The following is a 25,216-nucleotide window of genomic DNA, read 5'->3' on the forward strand; positions in this document are numbered from 1 at the left end:
GGAGTCGTGAGGTGAAAGACACCGAGGGATACGTCACCGCGGATGGCCGCCAGATCGGCGGCGTGCTGATGGAGATGAAGAACATCACGCTGCGTTTCGGCGGGGTGGTGGCGATCAACGACATCAGCTTTGACATCCGCGAGGGCGAGGTGCGGGCGATCATCGGACCGAACGGCGCCGGCAAGTCGTCGATGCTGAACATCATCAGCGGCTTCTACACGCCGTCCGAGGGCGAGGTCTGGTACAAGGGCGCCAAGCGCCCGCCGATGAAGCCTTTCGAGGTGGCCCGGATGGGTGTCGCGCGGACGTTCCAGAACATCGCGCTGTTCGAGGGGATGACGGTGCTGGACAACGTCATGACCGGGCGGCTGACCCATATGCATGCCGGCGTGTTCAGCCAGGCGTTGTGGTTCGGCAAGGCGCGCGCCGAGGAAATGGAGAACCGCGAAAAGGTCGAGCGGGTGATCGATTTCCTGGAAATCCAGAACATCCGCAAGACCCCGGTCGGGCGGCTGCCCTATGGTCTGAAAAAGCGCGTCGAACTGGCGCGCGCGCTGGCGGCCGAGCCGTCGATCCTGCTGCTGGACGAGCCGATGGCCGGCATGAATGTCGAGGAGAAGGAGGACATGTCCCGCTTCATCCTGGATGTGAATGACGAGTTCGGCACCACGATCTGCCTGATCGAGCACGACATGGGCGTGGTCATGGACCTGTCCGACCGGGTCGTGGTGATGGATTACGGCAAGAAGATCGGTGACGGCACGCCGGACGAGGTGCGCAACAACCAGGACGTGATCGACGCCTATCTGGGGGTGCCGCATTGAGACTGCTCTGCGCATCCTTGTTGGTGTCGACACTGATCTGCGCCAATGCCGTAAGTGCCAAGGCGGATTCGGCGGAACAGGTCGACGTGATGCTGCGCTACTGTGTTGCCGCCGTTGTGGGGCAAGACCTGCGCGCAGTGCCCCCGCCGAAGGGGGTGTCGATCAAGCGCAATCGAGAATCCCTGACCAGGGTGTCCCGCACGGCGATCTGGCAGACCGGGACGTCGTTCATGCAGGTGCATCAGGGAAAGGCCTATATCGACAAGACGTTCTTTCCTTCGTGGTCCTGCTCGCTGCAAACGCCGGATCCGTCGCATACGCTGAGCGTTGCGGATGCCGTGTTGGGCAGCATCAACACCACCGCGTATCGTACCGAGACGTGGAAGAACAATCGCTCGGCGATGGTCGTCGCCACTGCGTGCGAAGGTGGGCGCGCACTGAATTTCACGGTCAACGCGACCCTTGCCCAGATGCAGGGCAGCGGGTCCGTCGTGATCACGAACCTGATTGGCCCGGACGGGGCTTGCTGAAAGCTGTGGGGGACCCATGCTGAATGACATCCTGATCAATCCCTTCGTGGACATGTGGCAGGCGCCGGATTTCCTGCTGCAGGTGCTGTGGGAGGGGCTGGTTTCGGGGATCCTCTATGCGCTGATCGCGCTTGGTTTCGTGCTGATCTTCCGCTCCAGCCGCATCTTCAACTTCGCCCAGGGCATCATGGTGGTGTTCGCCGCGCTGACATTGGTGGGCTTGCATGCCTACGGGGTGCCGGCCTGGATCGCGGTGGCGCTGACGCTGGGGGTGATGTTCCTGCTGGCGGTCGGCATCGAACGGGTGGTGCTGCGCCCGCTGGTGGGCCAGCCCGACATCATCCTGTTCATGGCGACGATCGGCATCACGCTGTTCCTGATCGGCTTCGGCGAGATCATCTTCGGCGGCGAGAACAAGGTGATGATCACCTCGGAACTGGGTATCCCCACCGGCGACACGGTCCTGGAACCCTGGGGCGGTCTGCTGATCCTGCAGCATCTGGATATCACCGTGGTGATCGTCGCGACGGCACTGGTGGCGGCGCTGCTGGCCTTCCTGAACTATACCCAGATGGGCCGCGCGATCCGGGCGCTTGGCGACGATCACCAGGCGGCGCTGTCCGTGGGCATCAGCCTTCAGACGATCTGGGTGCTGGTCTGGTTCATCGCGGGTATCATCGCGCTGGTCACGGGCATCGCCTGGGGCGCGCGGGCGGGCGTCAGCTTTGCGCTCGAGGTGATCGCCTACAAGGCGCTGCCGGTGCTGATGCTGGGCGGGCTGGAGAGCATCACCGGCGCCATCGTCGGCGGGTTGATGATCGGCGTGCTGGAAAAGCTGTTCGAGATCTACTGGGGCCAGCCGCTGCTGGGCGGCAATACCGAGACCTGGTTCGCCTTCGTGCTGGCGCTGATCGTGCTGTTGTTCCGGCCGCAGGGGCTGTTCGGGGAACGCATCATCGAAAGGGTCTGACGCGGCGCGGGGCGCGCTGCAGGCGGAACGGACCGGCGGGGCGAACCCGCCCCAAGGAGATGACGACAAGATGGCAAAAGTGATCGCAATCCTGAACGTGGTGGCCTGGTCGGGCTTCTGGGCCTTCGGGTTCCTGGCACTGAGCGGCGATCCGTCTGGCGGCCAGATGATGATGGCGCTGGTCCTGGCGGCGTTGGGGGCGGGACTTGGCCTGTGGGCCTGGTTCTGGATCGTGCGCCACAGCGAAGACATCGGCTATGCGAAACTGGCCAACCGGGCGCGCATCGAAGAAGAGGAGACGGCCTGATGCTTTACCGCACGGCTGGGCAATTCAAGACAAGCTACGAGGCCGACCAGGCGCTGTTCCCGGTCAAGCAGGATGCTTTCCTGCTGGGCGTCATCCTGCTGTTCGCCTGGGTGATTTTTCCGCTGACGGCGTCGGAGTTCACCTTTCAGGCGATCCTGATCCCGGTTCTGATCTTTTCGCTGGCGGCGATGGGGCTGAACATCCTGACCGGCTTTGCCGGGCAGTTGAGCCTGGGCACCGGGGCTTTCATGGGGGTGGGCGCCTATGCCTGCTACAAGATGGTCACGCTGATGCCCTGGATGAACCCGGTGGTGGCGATCCTGCTGTCGGGGGTGTTCAGCGCCGGGGTAGGGGTGATGTTCGGCATCCCGTCGCTGCGGATCAAGGGCTTCTACCTGGCCATCGCGACGCTGGCGGCGCAGTTCTTTCTTGTCTGGCTGTTCGAGAAATGGGCGTGGCTTTACAACTACAACCAGTCCGGCGCGATCCAGGTGCCCAACCTCGAGATGTTCGGCACCTTCGTGTCCGGGCCGCAGGCGGCTTCGGTGACGGAATACTACGTGGTGCTTGCCATCGTCACGCTGCTGACCCTGGTCTGCATCAACCTCACGCGCGGCAACCTGGGGCGGACCTGGAAAGCGACGCGCGACATGGATATCGCGGCCGAACTGATCGGCATCAACCTGATGCGGTCCAAGCTGACGGCCTTCGCCATTTCATCCTATATCGTGGGCGTCGCGGGGGCGATGTATGTCTTCATGTGGAAAGGCGCCGCGGAACCCAACGCCTTCGACATCCCGCTGTCCTTCGAGGTGTTGTTCATCGCCATCATCGGCGGGCTGGGCTCGATCCTTGGCAATTACCTGGGCGCCATCCTGATCGTCGGACTGCCGGTGGTTCTGAACCTTGTGCCCGCGACGCTGGGATTGAACTGGAGTTCCGCCACGGTCGAGCACCTGAACGTCATGATCGTCGGTTCGCTGATCGTCTTCTTCCTGATCGTCGAGCCGCATGGGCTGAACCAGCTCTGGCGCCTGATCCGCGAGAAACTCATCATCTGGCCGTTCCCGCACTGACGGGGGCGGACCGAAACCGGGACGAACAAGACCGACAAAACCAAGAAGTGCATCCAAGGGAGGATATCTGATGAAACACTTCGCCAAACTGGCCGCAGCGGCGCTTGTCGCCGGCGCCATGGGCACCGCTGCGCTGGCGGAAAGCCTGTATGCCCCGAACCTCAGTTACCGGACCGGCCCCTTTGCCGCCACCGGCATTCCGCTGATGAACGGGCAGAAGGACTATTTCGAGATGCTGAATGCCCGCGATGGCGGGATCGGCGGCGTCAAGATCGACTTCGCCGAATGCGAAACCGGCTATTCCACCGAGAAGGGCGTGGAGTGCTACGAAAAGACCAAGGGCCAGGCGATCGTGACCCAGCCCTGGTCGACCGGCATCACCCTGCAGGTCCTGCCCAAGACCAATGTCGACCGGATCCCGATCCTGGCGCCGGGCTATGGCTTCAGCCCGATGGCGGACGGCAAGGTGTTCCAGTGGGCGTTCAACGTGCCGTCGGGCTATTGGGACGCGGCGTCGATGATCATCAACTACATCGACAACGAAGCGGGCATTTCGGGCAAGAAGATCGCCTTCGTGCATCTCGACCACCCCTACGGCAAGGAGCCGATCCCGCTGTTCGAGAAGAAGGCGGCCGAAATGGGGTTTGAATTCCTGCCGATCCCGGTGGGTCTCAAGGAAATGCAGAACCAGTCGGCGCAGTGGTTGCAGATCCGCCGCGAGCGTCCCGATTACGTGGTCATGTGGGGCTGGGGCGCGATGAACGCCGGCGCCATCACCGAAGCGGTGAAGACCAAGTTCGACATGTCCAAGTTCATCGGAGTCTGGTGGTCGGGCCACGATGCGGACCTGGCCATCGTCGGCGAGGACGGCAAGGGCTACAAGTCGATCTCGTGGTCGTTCCCGAATCTCGACGCACCGGTCATGGCCGACATCAAGAAGCACGTTGTCGATGCCGGCATCTCGCAGAGCAACGAGACCGAGATGCAGGGCGTCTTCTACAGCCGCGGCATCGTGATCTCGATGATCCTGGCCGAAGGCATCAAGACCGCGCAGGACCATTTCGGAACCGCGCAGATCAATGCCGAACAGTTGCGGTGGGGGCTTGAGAACCTCAACATCACCGAGGCACGCCTGGCCGAACTGGGGATGGAAGGCATGGTGCCACCCTTCGCGACCTCGTGTGCGAACCACACCGGTCATTCCGGTGGCTGGATGCTGGAATGGGACGGCGCGAAATTCGTCAAGGTCTCGGACCTGCTGATGCCCGACACGTCGGACTATGCCGATCTCATCGCCGAGAAGGCGATGGAATACGCAGACGCCAACACGCCTTGGGAAATGAACGAAGCGTGCAACGTCACCAACTGATCTGACATCGTCACCGGCGGCGCGGGCCGTCGCCGGTGGCACATGCGTATTTTTCAAAGAGAAGAAGCAGGGAACGCGCCATGCTGGATGCCGCCAAGCCTAAGACCGACACGCTTCTTGAGGTCAACAATATCGAGGTGATCTACAACCACGTGATCCTCGTGCTGAAGGGCGTGAGCCTGAGCGTGAAGCAGGGCGGGATCACCGCGCTGCTGGGCGGCAACGGGGCGGGCAAGACAACAACGCTCAAGGCGGTGTCGAACCTGCTGCATTCCGAGCGCGGCGAAGTCACCAAGGGCACGATCCGGTACAAGGGTGAACGCGTGCAGGATCTTGACCCGGCGGCGCTGGTCAAGCGCGGCGTGATCCAGGTGATGGAAGGGCGCCATTGCTTTGGCCATCTGACGGTCGAGGAAAACCTGCTGACCGGCGCCTATACCCGCCGCGACGGCAAGGGCGCGATCGAGGCGGATCTGGAATTGGTCTACAGTTATTTCCCGCGGCTCAAGGAACGGCGGAAATCGCAGGCGGGCTATACCTCGGGCGGCGAACAGCAGATGACCGCGGTCGGCCGGGCGTTGATGAGCCGACCGGAGACGATCCTGCTGGATGAGCCGTCGATGGGCCTGGCACCGCAACTGGTGGAACAGATCTTCGAGATCGTGAAGTCGATCAACGAGAACGAAGGCGTGAGTTTCCTGCTGGCCGAGCAGAACACCAACGTGGCGCTGAAATATGCGCACCAGGGATACATCCTGGAAAACGGTCGCGTGGTGATGGAAGGCCGCGCCGCCGACCTGCGCGAGAATGCCGACGTCAAGGAGTTCTATCTCGGGATGTCCGACGAGGGCCGCAAATCGTTCCGGGACGTCCGTTCCTATCGCCGGCGCAAGCGCTGGCTGGCCTGATCGCACAGCGGCCATGTCTCGTTCGGATCAGACATATCCCGGGGGAATCGACCGGCGGTCGCGCCGACCGGGTCGCGGCGGCTGCGTTCGCTCATACCAGTTCCCGGCGCATTTCCTCGATCCGCTCCAATGCCTCTTGGCGGGTGTTGCGGATGTTGGGGCGGAAGTCCTGGCTTTCGGCGCGCATGCGGATGTCGGCCTCGGTTTCCAGGCCGGGCGCGAAGCGGACCGAGCCCAGAGAATGGGCGATGTTCAGGGTCTTGCCGCGATGGGCGTATTGCACCCAGGCCGCCGGTTCGATCCGGCAATCGTCGAGATTGACCAGAAAGAACCACTTGTCCCGACCGGTCAGGGCGATGCGCGCCTCGATATGGTCGTAGAACTGGTTCACGTCGCCGGCGTGGTGAAAGGTGAAGTTCGAGAAGTCCGCCTCCATGATCCCGGTTTCGGGGTCGAAGGACAGGCGCGGGGCAAGCTCGGCTTCGTCGTAATGCCGCTCGAACACCACCCGCGCCCGGCGGGTGCTGGGCAATTCGGCGATCCGTTGCAGCGCGGCTGCGCGGCTGGTGAACAGGTTGGGATCAAAGGCTTCGGTCTGCGCCGCGCGTTCGATCTGCGCCGCGGTTTCCGGCGACGCGTCGAAACGCACCGAGCCCATGGAATGGGCTGCATTCAACGCCCTGCCGCGACGCGAATAGTCGATCCAGGCCTCCGGCTCGATCCGCGTTCCATTCAGGTTGACCAGGAAGAACCACGAATCCTCGCCGGTTTCGGCGATACGGTCCTCGATGATGTCATAGACGGTGTTGACGGTCGCGGTGCTGTCGAACCGGAAATCCGAGAAATCCGCCTCCATCACCTGCGCGTCCTCGATGAACGAGATGCGCCACTTGAAACTGGCGGGCATGCGCTCTCCTCCTCACTCCCTCGGTTTCCGCAGGGTAAAGGGCGGCGCGGAATCCGACCTTGTTCCAGATCAACACGCCTGCATGGGAGGGCGGCATGAGCACCCATTTCGACGATCTCGAAACCCGCAGCGCCGACGAACGCGAGGCGGCACAGCTGGTCGCCCTGAACGCGCAGCTGGCCACGCATGGCGTGGCGGCCCTGACGGCCCTGTCCGATCTTGCCGGGCTGCCGGTGCTGCGCAAGTCCGACCTGTCGGCGCGGCAGAAAGAAAACCCGCCCTTCGGCGGCTTTCCGGTGGCCAATGTCGCGCATGTCTTCCAAAGCCCCGGCCCGATCTACGAGCCCGGCGGGGCCGGCCACGACTGGTGGCGGATGGGCCGCTTCCTGCATGCCTGCGGGATCGGGCAGGGCGACATCGTGCAGAATTGCTTCGGCTACCATCTGACGCCGGCCGGCATGATCTTCGAGAACGGCGCGCGGGCGGTGGGCGCGGCGGTGCTGCCCGCCGGAACAGGCCAGACCGAGCTTCAGGCGCAGGCCGCACATGACGTCGGTGTCACCGCCTATGCCGGTACGCCGGATTACCTCAAGGTGATCCTCGAAAAGGCGGACGAGCTTGGATTGCCGCTCAAGATAAGCCGGGCGGCAGTCGGGGGCGGGGCGCTTTTCCCGTCGCTGCGGCAGTATTATGCAGACCGCGGCATCGCCTGCCTGCAATGCTATGCCACCGCGGATCTGGGCAACATCGCCTATGAAAGCGCGGCGATGGACGGCATGATCCTGGACGAAGGCGTGATCGTCGAAATCGTCACTCCCGGCACGGGTGATCCGGTGACGCAGGGCGAAGTGGGTGAGGTGGTGGTCACGACACTGAACCCCGATTACCCGCTGATCCGTTTCGCCACCGGAGATCTGTCGGCCGTGCTTCCCGGGACAAGCCCCTGCGGGCGCACCAACACCCGGATCAAGGGCTGGATGGGCCGTGCCGACCAGACCACCAAGATCAAGGGGATGTTCGTGCGTCCCGAACAGGTGGCAGCGCTGGTCGCGCGGCACGATGCCATCCAACGCGCCCGTGTCGTGGCCAGCCGCGATGGAGAGATGGACGTTCTGACGGTGCGCATCGAAACCGCTGCCGAGGATCCGGCCCTTTTCGAAGGCGCGATTTCCGATGTGCTAAAGCTTCGCGGCAAGGTCGAACTGGTGCCGCCCGGCGGATTGCCGCGCGACGGGCTGATGATCGAGGACACGCGGAAATACGACTGAAGCTTCCCCTTTGCGCTATCCACGCCGTCGCATAGGCTGGGTTCAAAAGGGGAGTGTCGACATGCACCGCATAACCGCGATTGCCCTGGCCGTCGGCGTGGTCGGCGGCGCAGCATGGGCCGAAGGCAGCGCGCTTGTCATCGGCAACGGCACCGTCGATCGCTTCCAGACGTTTTTCGGAGGGTCGCGGATACTCGATGCTGCGGATGCGCTCGGTTCGCGCAACGTGGCCGTGACGCTGGCGCAGAACGCCGACAGCGACGCGATGTTCGCGGCGTTCGCGGATTTCACCAATGCCCTGGAACGCGACGAACCGGTGGTCGTGCTGCTGTCCGGTACGTTTGTTCATGGCCCTGCCGGCACGATGCTGCTTCCGGTGGCCGACGAAGACGACGGCGAAGCGATCGTGGCCAATGCGCTCTTGCGTGCCTTTCCGGTCGATGCCGCGCTGACCGTTCTTGCCGCATATCCCGGCAAGGCCCTGCTGTTGTTGGGCGAGGCGTCCGAAGGTGAGCCGATCGGTCCGTTTCTCGAGCCGGGGATCGGCCGGCTGGATGTGCCGCATGGGGTTACCGTGATTCGCGGCCCGGCGCAGGATGTCGGCCGTTTCGCCACGCGAATCCTGCCCCTGACCGGCCGCCGTATCCTGATCACGGCCGAGCAGTCGGAATTGATCGTCGAGGGGTTCGCGCCGCGCGACTTCGTTCTTTTCGCGCGCCCGGACAGCGCGCAAACGGCATCACCGATGCCGGTGGCCGAGCCACAGGCGCCCGCTGAACCCGAGCCGGACCTGCGTGACATAACCCGCGAAACCAACGCCTGGGCCGCTGCGCAGAATACCGACACCGCCGAGGGCTACCGAGCGTTTCTACAAGACTTCCCCGAGGGCGAAAACGCGCCCGCGGCCCGCCAACGTCTTGCCGCGATCGAGGCCGAACCGTTCTATGCCGAACGGCGTGCCGAAGAGCGGCTTGAGCTTGGCCGCGACGCGCGTCGCGACATCCAGCGCGACCTGTCGATCCTGGGTTACGACCCGCGCGGCATCGATGGCATTTTCGGGCGCGGATCGCGGGCCGCGATCGCGGAATGGCAGCGGGACAACGGCTTTGCGCCGTCGGGCTATGTCAGCCGTGACCAGCGCGTCGCGCTTGATGCCCAGGCCGAACGCCGCGCGGTGCAACTCGAAGCCGAAGCGCGCGAGCGCCAGGCGCAGATCGAGCGCGAGGATCGGCTGTACTGGCAGAACACCGGTCGGGGAACGGACGAAGCGGGCTTGCGGGCCTATCTGTCGCGGTATCCCGAAGGCCTGTTTGCGGACGAAGCCCGCGCCGAGTTGCGGCGGATCGAAGACCAGCGCGCAACGCAGGCGGCCGAACGCGACCGGCAGGCCTGGGACGCAGCCCGCAGTTCGGACACGGCGGACGCCTATCGCGCCTATCTCGATACATTCCCGTCCGGTGCCTTCGCCGACACCGCCCGCGCCCGGATCGACGAATTGACGCGCAATTCGCAGCGCGAGGAAATCGTCGCCCGGGCCCGGGCCGAGGAAGAGCGGTTGAACCTGAACCCGGTGGCCCGCCGCCTGGCCGAGGCCCGTCTGCAGCAGCTGGGTCTGAATCCCGGTGACGTGGATGGCAAGTTCGACCGCGACACGCGCCGTGCGATCCGGCGCTTCCAGGAAGCCCGCGATCTTCAGGTCACCGGGTTTCTGGACCAGGACACCGTCGTGCGCTTGCTGGCGGGCGGGATCATCCGGCGCTGACACGGGTCACGACATGAATGCCGGAACGAAAAAGGCCGCCCGAAAGGCGGCCTTTTCACAACGCTGCGGCGCGTCTCAGCCCTGGCGGGCCTTGAACCGACGCTGGGTCTTGTTGATCACATAGACCCGGCCCTTGCGGCGCACAACGCGGCAGTCGCGGTGGCGCTTCTTGAGCGAGCGGAGCGAGTTTGCGACCTTCATATGGGTCTCTCCTCTGTCGCGGCGCGCGAGCGCCAGGTTGCGGGTGCCGGGCCTGTCAGGACCGCGGCGGCGAATTCATGGTGGGCGGTACTGGGATCGAACCAGTGACCCCTACGATGTCAACGTAGTGCTCTACCGCTGAGCTAACCGCCCGATGTCCAACCCGGGTTTCACACCGCCCCAAACAAAAATGGGGCGCGGAATCCCGCGCCGGTGGGGCGTCTATAAAAGGAGTCGCAGGGCGGATCAAGGGCTTTTGGCATCCGCAGAAATCGCGCTATGCTCACCCGTGAAGGAGCGCGAATGCCCAAGGTCGCCTACCACTTATACCAGCCCGACGTGCACACGTCCTGCGTGGTTTTCGCCTCGCCGCATTCGGCGCGCGATTACCCTTGGTCGTTCCTGCGCCACACGGTTCTGGACGAACACGCGATCCGGTCGTCCGAGGATGCCTATGTCGACCGGCTGTTCGATTGCGCCCCGCAATTCGGCGCGCCGTTTCTGAAAGCCGGTGCCCCGCGGGCCTTTGTCGATCTCAACCGTGCCGCCGATGAACTGGATCCCGCCCTGATCGAAGGCGTTCGGCGGTCGGGTCACAACCCGCGGGTCGCCAGCGGGCTGGGCGTGGTGCCGCGCGTGGTGGCGAATGGCCGCGCGATCTATCGCGGCAAGCTGCCGATGGCCGAGGCCGAGCGGCGCATATCGCAATTCTGGCGGCCCTATCACGAACGGCTGCAGGCCCTGCTGGACCGCGCGCATCATACCTTCGGCGAGGCGATCCTGATCGACTGCCATTCGATGCCGCGCGAGGCGGTGGACGGCGCGACCCGCAGCGGTGCAAGACGACCCGAGATCGTCATCGGCGACCGCTTCGGCGCGTCGGCGGATGGCGACATCGTTGCGCGGGTCGAGGCGGCCTTTGCCGCCGCCGGGCTGGTCGTGGCACGCAACGCACCTTTTGCCGGCGCCTATATCACCCAGCAATATGGCCGGCCGTCGCGGCGTCAGCACGCTGTGCAGATCGAAATCGACCGGGCGATCTACATGGACGAAAAGACGATCCGTCCCAACGCCAATTTCCATGCGTTCCGCAAATTGCTGCGCGGGGTCATCGCCGAGATCGCCGCACTTGGTCACCGCGATCAGAGCCTGGCTGCCGAGTGATCAGGCAAACAGCCGGTCCAGGGCCGCGTCCAGTGGCGCGGTGTCGTCGAATTCCAGCCGAACCGGCAGTGTCAGAACCTTGGGCCGGAAATCCTGCGGCAAGCGGACGGCGTCCTTTTCGGTGGTGACCAGTTGCGCCCCCCGGGCGCGCGCTTCGGTCTCCAGTCGGGTCAACAGGGCCGGGGTCAGCGGCTGGTGGTCGTCCAGCGCTTCGGCCCGCACGATCTCGGCGCCCAGGCCGCGCAGGGTCGCAAAGAACTTCTCGGGGTGGCCGATCCCGGCGAAAGCCAGCGCGCGCAGGCCCTGCCAATCCATGCCGGTTTGAAGCGGGGAGAGCCGGCCAGTCAGATGCGGCAGCGCGATGCGCGGCCCCCAAAGCGCTCCGAATCCGCTCTGGGCCTGCGGCGGTCCGATCGACAGCAACAGATCGGCGCGGGCCAGGCCGGTCGAGACCGGTTCGCGCAGCGGACCCGCGGGCAGGCATCGGCCATTACCGAACCCCGCCACGGCATCGACCACGATCAGCGACAGATCCCGCACCAGGGAAGGGTTCTGAAACCCGTCATCCAGGATCAGTGCCCGCGCCCCGCCGTCCTGCGCGGCCCTTGCGCCTGCGGCCCGGTCCCGCGCCACCCAGACCGGGGCAAAGGCGGCGATCAGCAGCGGTTCGTCGCCGACATCGCCGGCGGTGTGATGCAACGGATCGACCCTGACCGGTCCGGCCAGCCGCCCGCCATAGCCACGAGACAGAACGTGCGGGTCGATTCCGCGCATCTGCAGCGCCTGGACCAGCGCGATCACGGTGGGCGTCTTGCCGGTGCCCCCTGCGTTCAGGTTGCCGACGCAGATCACCGGTATATCGGGGTCGAATTCCGGCGCCCGTGCCACGCGACGGGCGGTGGCCCATGCCGTCACCGCGCCCAGCGGGGCCAGCAGACGGGCCTGCCAGGCGGGCCTGCCAGGGTCGGTGAACCAGAACCGCGGCGGCCGCATCAGCGCGCCTCGCGCGCATCGAGCGCTTCGCAGGCATCGTCGCAGACCGCGTCGATCAGCGCGGCACCGGCCGTGGCCACGTCCCAGCCGGCATGGGCCATCGATGCGGCACGATCCGGTGCGATCAGCTGCGACACCGCGCCGGACAGGCTGTCTGCATCGCGCACGATCCGCGCCGCACCCAGTTCGGCCAGTTGCGAATAGACCGGCAGGTGGCGGCCGATATTCGGGCCGTACAATACCGCGGTGCCAAGCGCGGCCGCTTCCAACGGGTTGGTGCCGCCGCTGCCGGCAACCAGCGAACCGCCGAGAAAGGCCAGCGGCGCCAGCCGGTACCACAACCCCAGGTCGGCGGTGTCTTCGGCCAGTACGATCTGGGTGTTCTCGTCGGGCATGTCGCCGTCTTCCCAGCGGCAACACCGCATTCCCGACGCCGCCACCATCGGTGCGATACGGGCATGGTCCTCGCGGTCCTGCGGCACGACGATCAGCAACAGGCGATGCGCGAGCCGGACCGCGGCGCGGTGCGCGCGCAGGATGACATCAGCCTCGTCCGCCCGCAGCCTGGCCGCCAGCCAAACCGGCCTGGGCGACAGCAAAGCGGACATTTCTTCCAGCAGACGGTCCGACACCGGCAGCGGCAAGCCGGTTTCGCGCAGTTCTGCCCCGTCGCGCAGCACTTCGTCCGCCACGCCCAGACGCCGCAGGCGCCGCGCCGCGCCCGGCGTCGCCGTGAAGATCCGGTCGAACAGCGTCAGCGTCGTGGGCAGAGGATCGGGCAGCCAGCGCTGACCGGGATGCGAAAACGCGGCGTCGCGTGCGCCGATCAGCGTCAGGCGCGTGCCGGTTTCCTGCAATGCCGCCAGAAAGGCCGGTCGCAGGTGCTGCCCGGTGAAAAAGGCCAGTGCGGGCCGCCACCGTTCGGCAAAGCGGGCCGTGTCCGCAGGCGTCTCGGGCGGGGCGTCGGCAGCTCCGGCACCGGTTTTCAGGATCTGGATCTCGGGGCGCAACGATTCCAGTCGCGTGCAGAACACGCTGAGCGCCCGGCCGGCTTCTTCGGTTTCTGCATGGGCCAGAACGACGGGGCCATTGCCGGGGCGCGGTTCGTCCGACTGCGGGATCTGACCATCCGGGCGGGTCGTGCCGCCGCCGCGGGCAAAGGCCAGATAGGCCCTGAGACTCAGACCTTTGCCGGCCAAGCGGTCAGCCCAGTTCCTCGGTCGAGGAGGCTTCGGTTTCCTCGTCCCGCAGGCGGTGCAGGTGAGCGATGAAATAACGCATATGCGCGTTGTCCACCGTGCGCTGCGCTTCGGATTTCCAGGCGTCGTATGCCTTTTGGTAGTCGGGATAGATGCCGACGATATGTATGTCGTCGACATTCTTGAAGACGTTCTGCGAAGGGTTCACGAGTTCGCCGCCAAAGACGAGATGCAGGCGTTGCATGGGCTTACCGGTCTCCTGGATCGAGGTTGCGGCGACCCTACTAGACCCTTGCGCGAGGTCAAGCTGCGCCGGGCGCCCGGCCCAGCAACCTGTCCATGAGAGCGGCGTGCAAAACCGGGTTCGACGCCACCACGCCGTCGGTCTGCGGCACCGGGTTGTTGAACCGCAGCGGTGCGCCGCGGCGGTCGGTTGCGCGCGCGCCCGCTTCGGTCAGGATCAGCGTGCCTGCGGCGATGTCCCATTCCCACGCCGGTCGGAAGGTCAACATCGCGTCGTATCTGCCTTCCGCGACCAGGCTCAGCCGGTACGCCAGCGACGGGCGATGGCTGCGCTGAAGATCGGGCATGCCGCCGGGCCAGTGCCGGGGGTCCATGTTCGGCCGGGTCGCCAGCACGGATGCACCGTCGGCGTCATTCGTCCGGCTCACGGCCAGCGGTGCGCCGTTCAGCCGCGCGCCGGCACCAAGCGCGGCGGTATACATCTTGCCGCGCATGGGCAGATAGACAACACCGGCGACCACCCGGCCGCGTTCGGCCACGGCAAGCGCATGGGCCCAGATGTCGGACCCGTCGATGAACGACCGCGTGCCATCGATGGGGTCGACGATGAAGACACGCTCGGCCCGGCGCCGGGCAGGGTCGTCAGGGCTTTCCTCGGACAGCCAACCGTAATCCGGCCGTGCGCCGCGCAGCTCGGCTTCGAGCACGTCGTTGACCGCGTGGTCGGCATCGGTGACCGGCCCGGCGCCGTCTTCCTTGTGGCGGACATCCAGCGCACCGCCGACGAAAGCGCGCGCTGTCTTGCCGGCCAGTTCCGCAGCACGGATCAGCAGGTCGAGATCACTCGCCGGCAAGGGTCAACCCCTCGACCAGCAACGACGGGACGACCCGGCTCAGCCAGGGGCGGGCATCGTTCGCCGGCGTCATGCGGCGCAGGAAGTCGCGCAGGTTTCCGGCGATGGTCACGCCCGAAACCGGATAGGCGATCCGGCCGTTTTCCACCCAGAAACCCGAGGCTCCGCGCGAGTAATCTCCGGTATTGGGGTTGATCGTGCTTCCGATCATCGAGGTGACGACCAGCCCGGTGCCCATCTGCGCGATCAGGCCGTCGCGGCTCTGGTCGCCTTGCGTCAGTTCCAGGTTCCACGGTGTCGGCGATGGCCCGCCGGAGGTGCTGCGCGCGGCGTTGGCGGTGCTGGCCATGCCCAGCTTGCGGGCGGTGGCCAGGTCCAATGTCCAGCCGGTCAACACGCCCTTGTCGACGATGGCGCGGGTCCGCGTGGCCAGCCCTTCGGCATCGAAGGGACGCGAGGCGGTGGCGCGTGGGCGGTGCGGGTCTTCGATCAGCGACAGGCCGTCCGGCAGAACGGGCTGGCCAAGCCCGTCACGCAGCCAGGATGCGCCGCGGGCCACGGCAGCGCCGTTGGCAGCCGCCATCAGGTGGCCGATCAGCGACGACGAAACCCGTTCGTCGAACAGCACCGGGTAGGCCCCGGTTTTCGGGCGGCGCGGATTCAGCCGCTCGAGGGCGCGCGCCGCGGCGGTATCGCCGATCTCGGCCGCCGTTCGCAGATCGGTGGCGAAGGTGCGGCTGTCGCCGTCGTAGTCGCGCTCCATCCCAAGGCCCGCGCCGGCGATTGCGACGCAGGACAGGTAGGTGGAAGTACGCCGATATCCGCCGTTGAACCCGTTGGTCGCGGCAAGATGAACGCTCCGGGCCGAATAGCCGGCCGACGCCGATTGAACCTGGGTGATGCCGTCGCGGGCCAGCGCTGCCGCTTCGGCCTCGCGTGCGGCGCTCTCCAGCGCGGCAGGGTCGGGTTCGGCCGCAGGATCGGCCAGTTCCAGCGCCGCGATGTCCCAATCCCCGGCGATGTCGCCGGGATCGGCCAAACCGACATAAGGGTCTTCGGGTGCTTCGCGGGCCATGGCTACGGCGCGCTCGGCCAAGATCGTCAAGGTCTCGCGCCGGATATCGGATGTCGACACGTTGGCACTGCGCCGGCCCAACAGAACCCGCAAGCCCAGATCGGTCGATTCCGACCGCTCGGCCTGTTCCAGCTTTCCCTGGCGCACATCGATGGCGATGGCCCGGCCCTGCACGGCGATGGCATCGGCCGCATCGGCCCCGGCCTTGCGCGCTGCGTCCAGCAGCGCACCGGTCAGCGTTTCGAGGTCAGTCGGCATTCACAAGCTCCGAAGTCCGTTTCAAGCCTGGCACGAGGTAGGCCTCTGGCCGGGACGGTGCAAGCACGTTCACCGCGGAACGGTGACTGCCACGATGGGCCCCATGCGCCGTCCCGCATCGTTTCGTCCCAGTTCGGGTGCGAACAGGCGCGAGACATTGCCGTCGAGAAAGAGCGCGTTCGGTAGCCGCAGCACGTCGCGGAACAACCGGGCAAATTCGTGAAACGTCACCGGACCATCCGAAATCGCGAAAACCGCGCGGCGTCCATCCGCGCTGGTTCCCACGCCGTTGCGGATGAACCGCGACGTGCTGTCGGGCAGGAACCGGGGATGCAGTTCGCCGTCGATCACCAGCATCGGGCCGGATTGGGTGGCGTGGCGACAGTCCGGGCGTTCCGCCAGGAAGGCCCGGGTTTCGATGACCCGCGCTCGGGTCCGCGTGATGCACAGAATGCCGTTGGGCAACAAACCGAAATTGCCCGGACCGGCATTCGGGATCACCCGCATGATCTCGCGCCCGTCTTCGCGGTAATGGCCGACCGGTGCACGGTCGTCGTGATACATGCCTGCATTCATCGCAAACGCCAGCGCTCTGCCGTTGCCCTCGAGGTGACGGTCCAGGGTGTCGAAATCCCCGAAGGGCGCGCCCGACGGATCAGTCAGGAAGAGCCGGAGTTCTTCCGCCGCGACATCGACCTTGCAGACGGTATAGCGCCGCGTGTCCAGGGTTTCGGTCTCGCAGGTGACGGCCTGCGCGGCCTGGGCCGCGGCAAAGGTCGCGAGCGCCGCTATGATGGCCAGACCCGCACGCATCCGGTCAACTGTCGAGGTCGCGGCGCACGCCTTCGTCCGAGAACAGGCGCCGTGTCTCGTCGAGCTGGTCGAAGGTCTCATCGAGGCGAAAGCGCAGTTCGGGAGCGAATTTCAGCCCCAGACCCCGCGATACCTGCCGCCGAAGTTCCGACCGATTGCGTTTGAGCAGGTCGAACATGTCATCGCTGCCCTTGCCACCCAGAGGCACGACATAGGCAGTGGCGACCCTTAGATCGGGTGATACCCGCACCTCGCCGACCGTGATCGTCATCCTGTTGAGATCCGGATCGTGGACCTCGCCGCGGCTCAACACCTCGGAGAGGCGCCGGCGGATCACCTCGGCGACGCGCAGTTGGCGTTGGCTCGGCCCCTGGCCTTCGTGGAATCTGTTGTTTGCCATGCTCGTGACTTATGCTTTCTGCCCCCCTTTGCCAAGCGCCGCGGGGCGGGCTATTGAGGCCGGGACGCGGGGTAAGGAGCGGCGAAATGACGGACAAGCCGGGTGTGGTGGTGACGGGCGTGTCGGGCCGGATGGGCCAGATGCTGGTGCGCGAGGTGCTGGCATCGGACAAGCTTCGGCTGACCGGCGCGCTGGAACGACCGGGCCATGCCTGGCTGGGCCACGACCTGGGCGAGGCGATGGGCGGTGCATCGATCGGCGTCAGGGTGCAGGACGATCCGCTGGAGTGCTTTGCCCGGGCGCAGGCCGTGCTGGATTTCACAGCGCCGGACGCCACCGTGGCCTTCGCCGAACTGACGGCGCAGGCGCGCGCCGTGCACGTGATCGGCACGACCGGTCTCGAACGCAAGCACCTGGATCAGATCGCGCTGGCTGCCCGGCATGCCGTAATCGTGCGGGCGGGCAACATGAGCCTGGGTGTCAACCTTCTGACGCAGATCACCAAACAGGTCGCCGCGGCGCTGGATGCCGATTGGGATATCGAAATCGTCGAGGCGCACCACAACCGCAAGGTCGATGCGCCTTCGGGCACTGCGCTGATGCTGGGCGAGGCCGCTGCAGAGGGCAGGGGCGTTGCGCTGGCGGACGTGTCCGATCGTGGCCGGGACGGCATCACCGGAACGCGCGAACGCGGCGATATCGGTTTTCATGCCATCCGCGGCGGCGACATCGTGGGCGAACACGAGGTGATCTTTGCCGCGGCCGGCGAACGCATCGTGCTGAAACACATCGCCTCGGACCGGGCGTTGTTCGCCCGCGGCGCGCTGCGGGCGGCGCTGTGGGGTCAGGACAAGGCGCCGGGCCAATACGACATGTTGGACGTGCTGGGCATGCGTCCGGCAAAGTGATCCGGAGGCGCGGCAGGATCGTATCACCCCGTAAAAAGGGAGATCACGATGAAATCCTTGTTGCTTTCGATCGCCATCCTGTCGGCGGCCGCGACCGTGGCGCAGGCGGAATTCCAGCGCGTGACCGACCGCGATACCTTTGTCCAGCTTGTCCAGGGCAAGACCCTGGCGCGTCCGCTTGTGCGGCTGCAGGTCCTGCCGGACGGCGCCATCGCCGGGCGCGGGGCCAGTTGGGATGTGACCGGTCAGTGGCGCTGGCAGAACGGGTTTTTCTGCCGCGATCTGAACTGGGGCGGTGACGACCTGGGCTACAACTGCCAGGAAGTCCGCGCCAATGGCGACCGCATCCGGTTCACCGCCGATGAAGGGCGCGGCGATTTCGCGGACTTCCGGCTGCGGTGACCTCCGGCGATCAGAAGTCGATCGCGATGCCCTTTTTTTCCCAGTCGCCGTAGCGCACGGGCTCGGGCCCGTCGCGTCCACCCAATTCGCGTGGCATTGGGTTGGCACGGGCTTCGGCCTCTGCCTTTTTCCGGCGTTCGGCCGCTTCGGCCAGGGCGCGCTGCGCCGCGGGTGGCAGGTCTGAGACGTCTTTGTCGGACATGGCGCTTTCCTCGTCTTCCACGGATTGATATACGCCCGCACCGAAGCCGGGCAAGCCATCCGGCAGGAGACATCATGACACAGCCGCCCAAAACCGCGCGTCACGGCGCCCTTTTGCTGCTGACCGGCGTGCTGGGCCAGCACAGGCCGCTGTCCGAACTGGGCGCCCTGATCGACCCGCTGGCGCCGCCCGACCGCGCCGCGGCGCAGCGCCTGGCCGCGGACACGCTGCGCCATCTGGACCGGGCGGACCGGTTGCTGAAGCCGTTGCTGAAACGCATGCCGCCCTTGGCGGTGCGCAACCTTTTGCGGTTGGGGACGGTCGAGCTGTGCCAGGGTGGCGCGGCGCATGGCGTGGTCAACGACGCGGTGACTATCGCAGGCGCGGACAAGCGCATGGCTTCGATGAAAGGTCTGGTCAACGCGGTGTTGCGCAAGGTCGCCGCCGAAGGCCCGGCGAAATGGGACAGGCTGCCAGCACCCCGCATCCCGGACTGGCTGCGCCAGCCGCTGGTCGCGGCATGGGGCAAGGCGGCGGTATCGGCGATGGAAGCGGTGCAGGCGCGGACCCCGCCGATCGATCTCACGCCCCGCAGCGATGCCGCGGCCCTGGCGCAGGCGGTGGGTGGCGATCTTCTGCCCACGGGATCCGTGCGGCTGGCGGGGGGGCAGGTTTCCGCCCTTCCGGGCTTTGAGGACGGTGCGTTCTGGGTTCAGGACGCGGCCGCGGCATTGCCGGCGCGGCTGCTGGGCGACGTGGCGGGCCGGCGGGTTCTGGACATGTGCGCGGCGCCGGGTGGCAAGACGATGCAGCTGGCCGCGGCCGGTGCGCTGGTCACCGCATTGGATATCTCTGCGTCGCGGCTGGACAGGGTGCGCGAAAACCTCGCGCGGACCGGGCTCAAGGCGTCGCTGGTGGCGGGCGATGCCCTCGATCATGCCGGGCGCTACGATGCCGTCCTGCTGGACGCACCCTGTTCGGCCACGGGAACGCTGCGACGTCACCCCGACCTGCCGCATCTGCACGAAGGCGAACGGATTTCCGAACTGATCGGCCTGCAGGCGTCGATGCTGGATCATGCCTGCGACCTGCTGGCGCCGGGCGGTTTGCTGGTCTTCGCCACCTGTTCGCTGCTGCCCGACGAAGGCGAATGCCAGGTCGAGGATTTGCTGGCACGGCGAAAGGACATGGCGGTTGTGCCCCCGCAGGCCGAGTGGATCGAGCCCGGCTGGCGGTCGGCCGAGGGCGGGTTGCGGCTGCGCCCCGATTTCTGGGCCGACCGGGGCGGAATGGATGGCTTTTACATGGCTCTTCTGCGCAAAGCCGGCTGACCGGGCGAAAGCAAGGTGACTTGCGGACCCGACTTGGCTATTCTGCCGCGCAACCAAAGGCGTCGCGAAAAGGCGCGGGAGAGGCAGTGCAGATGGCGGAACGACGCACCTGGCGCGCGCGGCGCGAGCGTTTTCTGAACGGCTGGCATGCGTGGCGCAGTGCACGCACAAGCCCGGCCAGCGGATTTGTCTATCAGCCCGAACCCAAAAGCGTGGGGATGTTCGCCCGTGGACGGCAGTTGATCGCCGGCAACCTGATGTTCGCCGGTCATCTGGTCGAAGCGCGGGATGCGATGCTTTGGGATCTGGCCGCTCCCGATACGCTCTGGTCCGAAGAAGCGCATGGCTTCGGCTGGCTCGACGATCTGGCCGCCGTGGGCGATGCCCGTGCGCGGGTCCTGGCGCAAAGATGGCTCTGGGGCTGGATCGACCGGTATGGGCGCGGTCAGGGGGCGGGCTGGACGCCCGAATTGTCGGGCCGTCGCGCGATCCGCTGGATCCAACATGCGCTTTTCCTGCTGCGCGGGCAGGACAGTGCCGCAAGCCACGCCTATTTCGCCGCCCTGTCGCGGCAGACGACCTTTCTGGCGCGGCGCTGGAAATCCCTGCCGCCGGGATTGGCGCGGTTCGAGGCGCTGACCGGCCTGCTGTATTCCGGTCTGTCGCTGGAAGGCATGGAGCGCCACGTCGAACCGGCCCGCAAGGCCATCGGCACCGAATGCGCCCGACTGATCGACGCGCAGGGCGGGCTTCCGACCCGCGATCCCGAAGCGCTGATGGAAGTCTTGACGCTGCTGGTTTGGGCGCGCGATGCGCTGGAGGCCGCCGATCGCGACGCGGACGCGGCGCATCTGGCGGCGATCGCCCGGATCGCCCCGACGCTGCGCAGCTTGCGCCATGCCGATGGCGCGCTGGCGCGGTTTCACGGTGGCGGTCGCGGTGCAGAAGGCCGGCTGGACCAGGCGCTGGCGGCGTCGGGCACCAAGACGCGGCGCAATGGTACCCTGGCGATGGGGTTCGCGCGATTGTCGGCGGGGCGCACGTCGGTCATCATGGATGCGGCGGTGCCACCCGGCGGCGACGCTTCGGCGCAGGCCCACGCCTCGACCCTGGCGTTCGAACTGACCTCGGGCCGGCGGGCGCTGATCGTGAATTGCGGGGCCGGCAACGAGTTTGGCCGCGAATGGCGGCGCGCAGGCCGTGCGACCCCCTTGCATTCCACGTTGTGTCTCGAGGGATATTCCAGCGCCCGGTTGGCGGCACCGCTATGGGTGGGTTCATCGCAACGCGAATTGCTGGCCGACGGACCAACCCATGTGCCCGCCCATCTCAGCCACTCGCCCGATGGCCCGCGGATCGAATGCGCGCATGACGGCTATGTCCGGCAGCACGGTTTGACCCATGCCCGCACTCTGGAACTGAGCTTTGACGGCCGCGCCCTGATGGGTGAGGATTTCCTGGTCGCGCTGGACGATCCGGCCAAGCGCCGCTTTGACAGTGCGATGAACAAGGTCAAGCTGACCGGATTGCCTTTCCAGGTGCATTTCCACCTGCATCCCGAGGTCGATGTGGCGCTGGATATGGGCGGCACGGCGGTGTCGATGGCGCTGCGGTCGGGTGAAATCTGGGTGTTCCGGTTCAGCGGAGCGGTCAACCTGTCGCTCGAACCGTCGGTTTTCCTGGAAAAAGGCCGGCTGCGGCCACGCGCGACGAAACAGATCGTTTTATCCGGCCGCGCGATGGAGTATGCGACCCGCGTCCGCTGGACTTTGTCGAAGGCGCAGGAAACCGCGACCGCGGTGCGTGACCTGGCGATGGACGAGGTGGACGTGACGATCTGACCCCAAGCCAAAGGCCTTTCCATGAGCGATCTGCATCCCGTCCGCCGCGCCCTGATTTCCGTATCCGACAAGACCGGGCTGATCGAACTGGGAAAGGCGCTGGATCAGCGCGGGGTCGAGATCCTGTCGACCGGCGGTTCGGCCAAGGCGCTGCGCGAGGCCGGGGTGGCGGTGCGCGACGTCTCGGAGGTGACCGGGTTCCCCGAAATGATGGACGGCCGGGTCAAGACGCTGCACCCGATGGTGCATGGCGGATTGCTGGCCCTGCGCGACAACGCCGATCACGTCGCGGCGATGGAGCAGCACGGCATCGGCCCGATCGACCTGCTGGTGGTGAACCTCTACCCGTTCGAATCCACCGTCGCGGCCGGCGCGGATTACGACACCTGCGTCGAGAACATCGATATCGGTGGCCCGGCGATGATCCGCGCGGCAGCCAAGAACCATGCGTTCGTTTCCGTCGTTGTGGATGTCGAGGACTACGGAAAGCTGCTGGGCGACATGGACCAGCACAACGGCGCGACCTGCCCGAAATTCCGCCGCAAGCTGGCGCAAAAGGCCTATGCCCGCACCGCCGCCTATGACGCCGCCGTCAGCACCTGGATGGCCGATGCGATCGGGCTCGAAGCGCCCAAACGGCGCGCCTTTGCCGGCACGTTGGCGCAGACACTGCGTTATGGCGAGAACCCGCACCAGAAGGCCGCGTTCTACACCGACGGTTCGAACCGGCCCGGCGTCGCCACCGCCCGGCAACTTCAGGGCAAGGAGCTGAGCTATAACAACATCAACGACACCGATGCGGCCTTTGAACTGGTGAGCGAATTCGCGCCCGGGGATGGCCCGGCCTGCGCGATCATCAAGCACGCCAATCCCTGCGGTGTTGCGCGGGGCGCAACCTTGACCGAAGCCTATGCCAAGGCGTTCGATTGCGACCGCACCTCGGCCTTCGGCGGCATCGTGGCGCTGAACCGGCCGCTGGACGGCGCGACGGCAGAAAAGATCACCGAGATCTTCACCGAGGTCGTCATTGCGCCGGGTGCCGACGACGACGCCCGCAAGGTCTTTGCCGCCAAGAAGAACCTGCGTCTGCTGGTGACCGAAGGCCTGGCCGATCCGCGCAGCCCCGGTCTGGCCTGGCGGCAGGTTGCGGGCGGTTTCCTGGTGCAGGACCGCGACAATGGCCACCGCGCGCTGGACGACCTGCGGGTTGTCACCAGGAAGGCGCCGACCGACGCGCAGATGGCGGACCTGCTGTTTGCCTGGACCGTGGCCAAGCACGTGAAATCTAATGCCATCGTCTACGCCAGGGACGGTGCCACCGTGGGCGTGGGCGCAGGCCAGATGAGCCGGGTCGACTCGGCGCTGATCGCCGCGAAAAAGGCCGAACGCATGGCCGAAACGCTGGGCCTTCCGGCGCCTTTGACCCAGGGCTCGGCGGTGGCGTCGGACGCGTTCTTTCCCTTCCCCGACGGGTTGATGGAGGCCGCGGCGGCGGGTGCCAGCTGCGTCATCCAGCCCGGCGGGTCGATGCGCGATGACGAGGTGATCGCGGCGGCCGACGAGGCCGGTCTGGCGATGGTGCTCACCGGAATGCGTCACTTCCGCCATTGACCGGTCGTGCCCCGCTGGTGGCAAGGTGGGAGATGCGTATTTCTAAAGAGAAGAAGCCATGGATCGGCGCCCTTGCCCTTGCCGCGGCGCCGATGGTTGCGCAGGCGCAAACGGCCGAGCATGTGCTGCGCGCGCTGCTGACCCGCCCGCCCGAAGCGGCGCAATTCGCACCGGGCTTTCTTGACGCGGTGCCGATCGCGCAGCTTGTTCCTGTCCTGTCGCAGATCACCGCTGCGATCGGGCCGGTCGAGACCATCACGCTGCGGGGTGACCGTGCCACGGTGCTGACGGCCACGCACCGGATGCAGGCGCGCATCGCGCTGGATGCCGATGGCCGCGTCGCGATGCTGTTTTTCGAGCCGCCGGAGCCGCGTGTGGCGTCGCTTGGCGGGGCCGAGGCGGTGCTGGCCGGGCTTGGAGACCGGGTTGCATGGCTGGCGGTGCGCGATGGCCAGGTGCTGAGCGCGCAGGCGGCCGATGCCGCGCTGGCCGTCGGCTCGGCCTTCAAGCTGGGCGTGCTGGCGGTTCTGGCCGGGGATATCGCATCCGGGCGCCGGGATTGGGCGGATGTCGTCCGGCTCGAGGCGCGCCACAAGTCGCTGCCCAGCGGTCAGTTGCAGGACATGCCCGACGGATCGCCGCTGACGCTGCACACCGCTGCGGCGCTGATGATCTCGATCAGCGACAACAGCGCGACCGACCTGCTGATCGACGTGCTGGGGCGCGACCGGGTTGCGGCGCAGTTGGGCATCGACGCCACCGGTTTCCTGACGACGCGGGAATTCTTAGGGCTCAAGGCCGATGCGGATGCGCGCGCCGACTGGCGTGCGGCGCCGGCTGTGGGCAAGCCCGCAATCGCGGCGCAAGCGGCGCAAGACCTGCCGCCGCTCGGCGCCGTGCTGGGAGCCCATGACCCGGGCGTCGAATGGTACCTGTCGTTGACCACGCTTTGCACGCTGATCGGAGCGGTCGCCGATCTGCCTCTGATGGCGATCAATCCGGGGCCGTTGCTGCTGCAGGACGGCACCCGTGCCGCCTACAAGGGCGGGTCCGAAACGGGTGTCTTGAACTTCACCGGTCACCTGACCGACGGCACGGGGCGCCGGACATGTGTCGCACTGACGGTCAACCACGCCGAAACGATCGACGAGTCCGCCGCCGCCGGGGCGTTTCGCGCGTTCGTCGCGGCATTGCCCCGCTGATCCCGCTTTTCATCGCGTCCGGCCCGGGCTAGAGCCAAGACAAAGGAGGCCGGCATGGCGCAAGCACAGGCAGAGCAGGGCAGAGCGGCGACCCTATTGGCGCGGGTGACCGTAGGCGTGTTCATGTTCGACCAGTTGACCAAGATCTGGGTGGTGCATGTCCTCGACCTCGCGAACCGGCTGGTGATCGACGTCGCGCCGCCGTTTCTTGTCTTCAAGATGGCGTGGAACCACGGCATCAATTTCGGACTGTTTTCCAACCACGGCGATGCGACGCGCTGGATTCTGATCGCGGTCGCCCTTGGGATCGTGCTGTTCGTGCTGGTCTGGATGCGGCGCGACCCGCCGGGCAAGCTGGGGTTGATCTCGGCCGGTTTTCTCATCGGCGGAGCGCTTGGCAATATCGTCGACCGGCTGGTCTATGGCGCGGTGGCGGATTTTCTGAACATGTCCTGCTGCGGGATCGACAATCCCTTTGCCTTCAACGTCGCCGATATCGCCATTTTCGTCGGGGCGCTTGGGCTCGTGCTGTTCCCCGGCGGCGGGAAAAAGCCCTCGTGACCTTCCGGCGCGGATGGGATAAGGCTGTGTCAGCGAA

27 protein-coding genes and 1 tRNA gene are annotated in these 25,216 nt (G+C 66.3%); 17 read left to right on the plus strand and 11 right to left on the minus strand.

The features are described 5' to 3' along the window. The first annotated feature begins 68 nt into the window (after positions 1–68). The 7 genes from KUH32_RS10025 (at position 69) to KUH32_RS10055 (ending at position 5,984) form a co-directional block, all read left to right on the plus strand. The gene (locus KUH32_RS10025) at positions 69–824 is read left to right on the plus strand and encodes an ABC transporter ATP-binding protein (RefSeq protein ID WP_217778395.1); all 756 of its coding nucleotides are present in this window, start codon (positions 69–71) and stop codon (positions 822–824) included. Positions 825–847: 23 nt separating this feature from the next. After that, complete coding sequence (locus tag KUH32_RS10030) at positions 848–1,354, plus strand: hypothetical protein (protein WP_217777882.1); 507 nt, start codon at positions 848–850, stop codon at positions 1,352–1,354. 16 nt (positions 1,355–1,370) lie between these two features. Continuing rightward, the gene (locus KUH32_RS10035) at positions 1,371–2,324 is read left to right on the plus strand and encodes a branched-chain amino acid ABC transporter permease (protein WP_217777883.1); all 954 of its coding nucleotides are present in this window, start codon (positions 1,371–1,373) and stop codon (positions 2,322–2,324) included. A gap of 70 nt (positions 2,325–2,394) precedes the next feature. After that, positions 2,395–2,631, plus strand: coding sequence for a hypothetical protein (locus KUH32_RS10040; RefSeq protein WP_217777884.1), 237 nt, complete (start codon positions 2,395–2,397; stop codon positions 2,629–2,631). Continuing rightward, positions 2,631–3,707 (plus strand): branched-chain amino acid ABC transporter permease, encoded by a 1,077-nt coding sequence (locus KUH32_RS10045; RefSeq protein WP_217777885.1) that lies wholly within the window; start codon positions 2,631–2,633, stop codon positions 3,705–3,707. The genes KUH32_RS10040 and KUH32_RS10045 overlap by 1 nt, the downstream gene beginning before the upstream one ends. A 70-nt stretch (positions 3,708–3,777) precedes the next feature. After that, a complete protein-coding gene (locus KUH32_RS10050; protein WP_217777886.1) occupies positions 3,778–5,076 on the plus strand; it encodes an ABC transporter substrate-binding protein in 1,299 nt (432 codons plus the stop codon). An 80-nt stretch (positions 5,077–5,156) separates the two neighbouring features. Continuing rightward, positions 5,157–5,984 (plus strand): ABC transporter ATP-binding protein, encoded by an 828-nt coding sequence (locus KUH32_RS10055; RefSeq protein ID WP_217777887.1) that lies wholly within the window; start codon positions 5,157–5,159, stop codon positions 5,982–5,984. A 91-nt stretch (positions 5,985–6,075) separates the two neighbouring features. Here the strand turns inward: KUH32_RS10055 and KUH32_RS10060 are convergent, their stop codons facing one another. Further along, the gene (locus KUH32_RS10060) at positions 6,076–6,891 is read right to left on the minus strand and encodes a hypothetical protein (protein ID WP_217777888.1); all 816 of its coding nucleotides are present in this window, start codon (positions 6,889–6,891) and stop codon (positions 6,076–6,078) included. Positions 6,892–6,986: 95 nt separating this feature from the next. On the opposite strand from KUH32_RS10060, the gene KUH32_RS10065 reads away from it, so the two are divergent. After that, complete coding sequence (locus KUH32_RS10065; RefSeq protein ID WP_217777889.1) at positions 6,987–8,159, plus strand: phenylacetate--CoA ligase family protein; 1,173 nt, start codon at positions 6,987–6,989, stop codon at positions 8,157–8,159. Between the two features lie 61 nt (positions 8,160–8,220). Next, positions 8,221–9,921 carry a peptidoglycan-binding domain-containing protein gene (locus KUH32_RS10070; protein WP_217777890.1) on the plus strand — a complete coding sequence of 567 codons (1,701 nt, stop codon included), beginning with the start codon at positions 8,221–8,223 and terminating at the stop codon, positions 9,919–9,921. 75 nt (positions 9,922–9,996) lie between these two features. On the opposite strand, the gene ykgO is transcribed toward KUH32_RS10070, so the two are convergent. After that, positions 9,997–10,122 carry a type B 50S ribosomal protein L36 gene (gene ykgO / locus KUH32_RS10075; protein WP_007792261.1) on the minus strand — a complete coding sequence of 42 codons (126 nt, stop codon included), beginning with the start codon at positions 10,120–10,122 and terminating at the stop codon, positions 9,997–9,999. A 78-nt stretch (positions 10,123–10,200) separates the two neighbouring features. Then, positions 10,201–10,275: transfer RNA gene (locus KUH32_RS10080), tRNA-Val, on the minus strand. A 150-nt stretch (positions 10,276–10,425) separates the two neighbouring features. Here KUH32_RS10080 and KUH32_RS10085 point away from each other — a divergent pair. Then, positions 10,426–11,286 (plus strand): N-formylglutamate amidohydrolase, encoded by an 861-nt coding sequence (locus tag KUH32_RS10085; RefSeq protein WP_217777891.1) that lies wholly within the window; start codon positions 10,426–10,428, stop codon positions 11,284–11,286. On the opposite strand, the gene lpxK is transcribed toward KUH32_RS10085, so the two are convergent. The 7 genes from lpxK to rbfA form a co-directional block, all read right to left on the minus strand. Beyond that, the gene (gene lpxK / locus KUH32_RS10090) at positions 11,287–12,279 is read right to left on the minus strand and encodes a tetraacyldisaccharide 4'-kinase (protein ID WP_217777892.1); all 993 of its coding nucleotides are present in this window, start codon (positions 12,277–12,279) and stop codon (positions 11,287–11,289) included. After that, a complete protein-coding gene (locus tag KUH32_RS10095; protein WP_254899017.1) occupies positions 12,279–13,478 on the minus strand; it encodes a 3-deoxy-D-manno-octulosonic acid transferase in 1,200 nt (399 codons plus the stop codon). Before KUH32_RS10095 ends, lpxK begins: the two co-directional genes overlap by 1 nt. Before the next feature lie 4 nt (positions 13,479–13,482). Further along, positions 13,483–13,722 carry a DUF4170 domain-containing protein gene (locus KUH32_RS10100; RefSeq protein ID WP_217777893.1) on the minus strand — a complete coding sequence of 80 codons (240 nt, stop codon included), beginning with the start codon at positions 13,720–13,722 and terminating at the stop codon, positions 13,483–13,485. 58 nt (positions 13,723–13,780) lie between these two features. After that, positions 13,781–14,575, minus strand: a complete 795-nt coding sequence (locus KUH32_RS10105; RefSeq protein WP_217777894.1) for a 3'(2'),5'-bisphosphate nucleotidase CysQ — start codon at positions 14,573–14,575, stop codon at positions 13,781–13,783. Continuing rightward, positions 14,562–15,908 (minus strand): TldD/PmbA family protein, encoded by a 1,347-nt coding sequence (locus KUH32_RS10110; RefSeq protein ID WP_217777895.1) that lies wholly within the window; start codon positions 15,906–15,908, stop codon positions 14,562–14,564. The genes KUH32_RS10105 and KUH32_RS10110 overlap by 14 nt, the downstream gene beginning before the upstream one ends. 69 nt (positions 15,909–15,977) lie before the next feature. Then, entirely contained in the window at positions 15,978–16,721 is a 744-nt protein-coding gene (locus KUH32_RS10115; RefSeq protein ID WP_217777896.1) for a phosphodiester glycosidase family protein, read from the minus strand. 4 nt (positions 16,722–16,725) lie between these two features. Next, entirely contained in the window at positions 16,726–17,121 is a 396-nt protein-coding gene (gene rbfA, locus KUH32_RS10120) for a 30S ribosome-binding factor RbfA (RefSeq protein ID WP_217777897.1), read from the minus strand. 86 nt (positions 17,122–17,207) lie between these two features. Between rbfA and dapB the strand changes: the two genes are divergently transcribed. Both dapB and KUH32_RS10130 read left to right on the plus strand, forming a co-directional pair. Further along, positions 17,208–18,029 (plus strand): 4-hydroxy-tetrahydrodipicolinate reductase, encoded by an 822-nt coding sequence (dapB, locus tag KUH32_RS10125; RefSeq protein ID WP_217777898.1) that lies wholly within the window; start codon positions 17,208–17,210, stop codon positions 18,027–18,029. Positions 18,030–18,077: 48 nt separating this feature from the next. Beyond that, complete coding sequence (locus KUH32_RS10130) at positions 18,078–18,431, plus strand: dihydrodipicolinate reductase (RefSeq protein ID WP_217777899.1); 354 nt, start codon at positions 18,078–18,080, stop codon at positions 18,429–18,431. Positions 18,432–18,441: 10 nt separating this feature from the next. Here KUH32_RS10130 and KUH32_RS10135 read toward each other — a convergent pair whose 3' ends face one another. Beyond that, a complete protein-coding gene (locus KUH32_RS10135; RefSeq protein WP_217777900.1) occupies positions 18,442–18,633 on the minus strand; it encodes a DUF1674 domain-containing protein in 192 nt (63 codons plus the stop codon). A gap of 74 nt (positions 18,634–18,707) precedes the next feature. Here KUH32_RS10135 and KUH32_RS10140 point away from each other — a divergent pair, with 74 nt between their 5' ends. The 5 genes from KUH32_RS10140 (at position 18,708) to lspA (ending at position 25,179) form a co-directional block, all read left to right on the plus strand. Continuing rightward, positions 18,708–19,964 (plus strand): RsmB/NOP family class I SAM-dependent RNA methyltransferase, encoded by a 1,257-nt coding sequence (locus KUH32_RS10140; protein ID WP_217777901.1) that lies wholly within the window; start codon positions 18,708–18,710, stop codon positions 19,962–19,964. A gap of 92 nt (positions 19,965–20,056) precedes the next feature. After that, positions 20,057–21,805, plus strand: a complete 1,749-nt coding sequence (locus KUH32_RS10145; protein WP_217777902.1) for a heparinase II/III family protein — start codon at positions 20,057–20,059, stop codon at positions 21,803–21,805. Positions 21,806–21,826: 21 nt separating this feature from the next. Beyond that, positions 21,827–23,416 carry a bifunctional phosphoribosylaminoimidazolecarboxamide formyltransferase/IMP cyclohydrolase gene (gene purH, locus KUH32_RS10150; protein ID WP_217777903.1) on the plus strand — a complete coding sequence of 530 codons (1,590 nt, stop codon included), beginning with the start codon at positions 21,827–21,829 and terminating at the stop codon, positions 23,414–23,416. Between the two features lie 32 nt (positions 23,417–23,448). Further along, the gene (locus KUH32_RS10155; protein WP_217777904.1) at positions 23,449–24,618 is read left to right on the plus strand and encodes a serine hydrolase; all 1,170 of its coding nucleotides are present in this window, start codon (positions 23,449–23,451) and stop codon (positions 24,616–24,618) included. A 54-nt stretch (positions 24,619–24,672) separates the two neighbouring features. Then, positions 24,673–25,179: a signal peptidase II gene (gene lspA, locus KUH32_RS10160; RefSeq protein ID WP_217777905.1), complete on the plus strand. Its 507-nt coding sequence runs from the start codon at positions 24,673–24,675 to the stop codon at positions 25,177–25,179. Positions 25,180–25,216 lie beyond the last annotated feature (37 nt).

The sequence above is a fragment of the Thalassococcus arenae genome, from assembly GCF_019104745.1.
In the GTDB taxonomy this organism is placed as follows: Bacteria; Pseudomonadota; Alphaproteobacteria; order Rhodobacterales; family Rhodobacteraceae; genus Thalassococcus_B; species Thalassococcus_B arenae.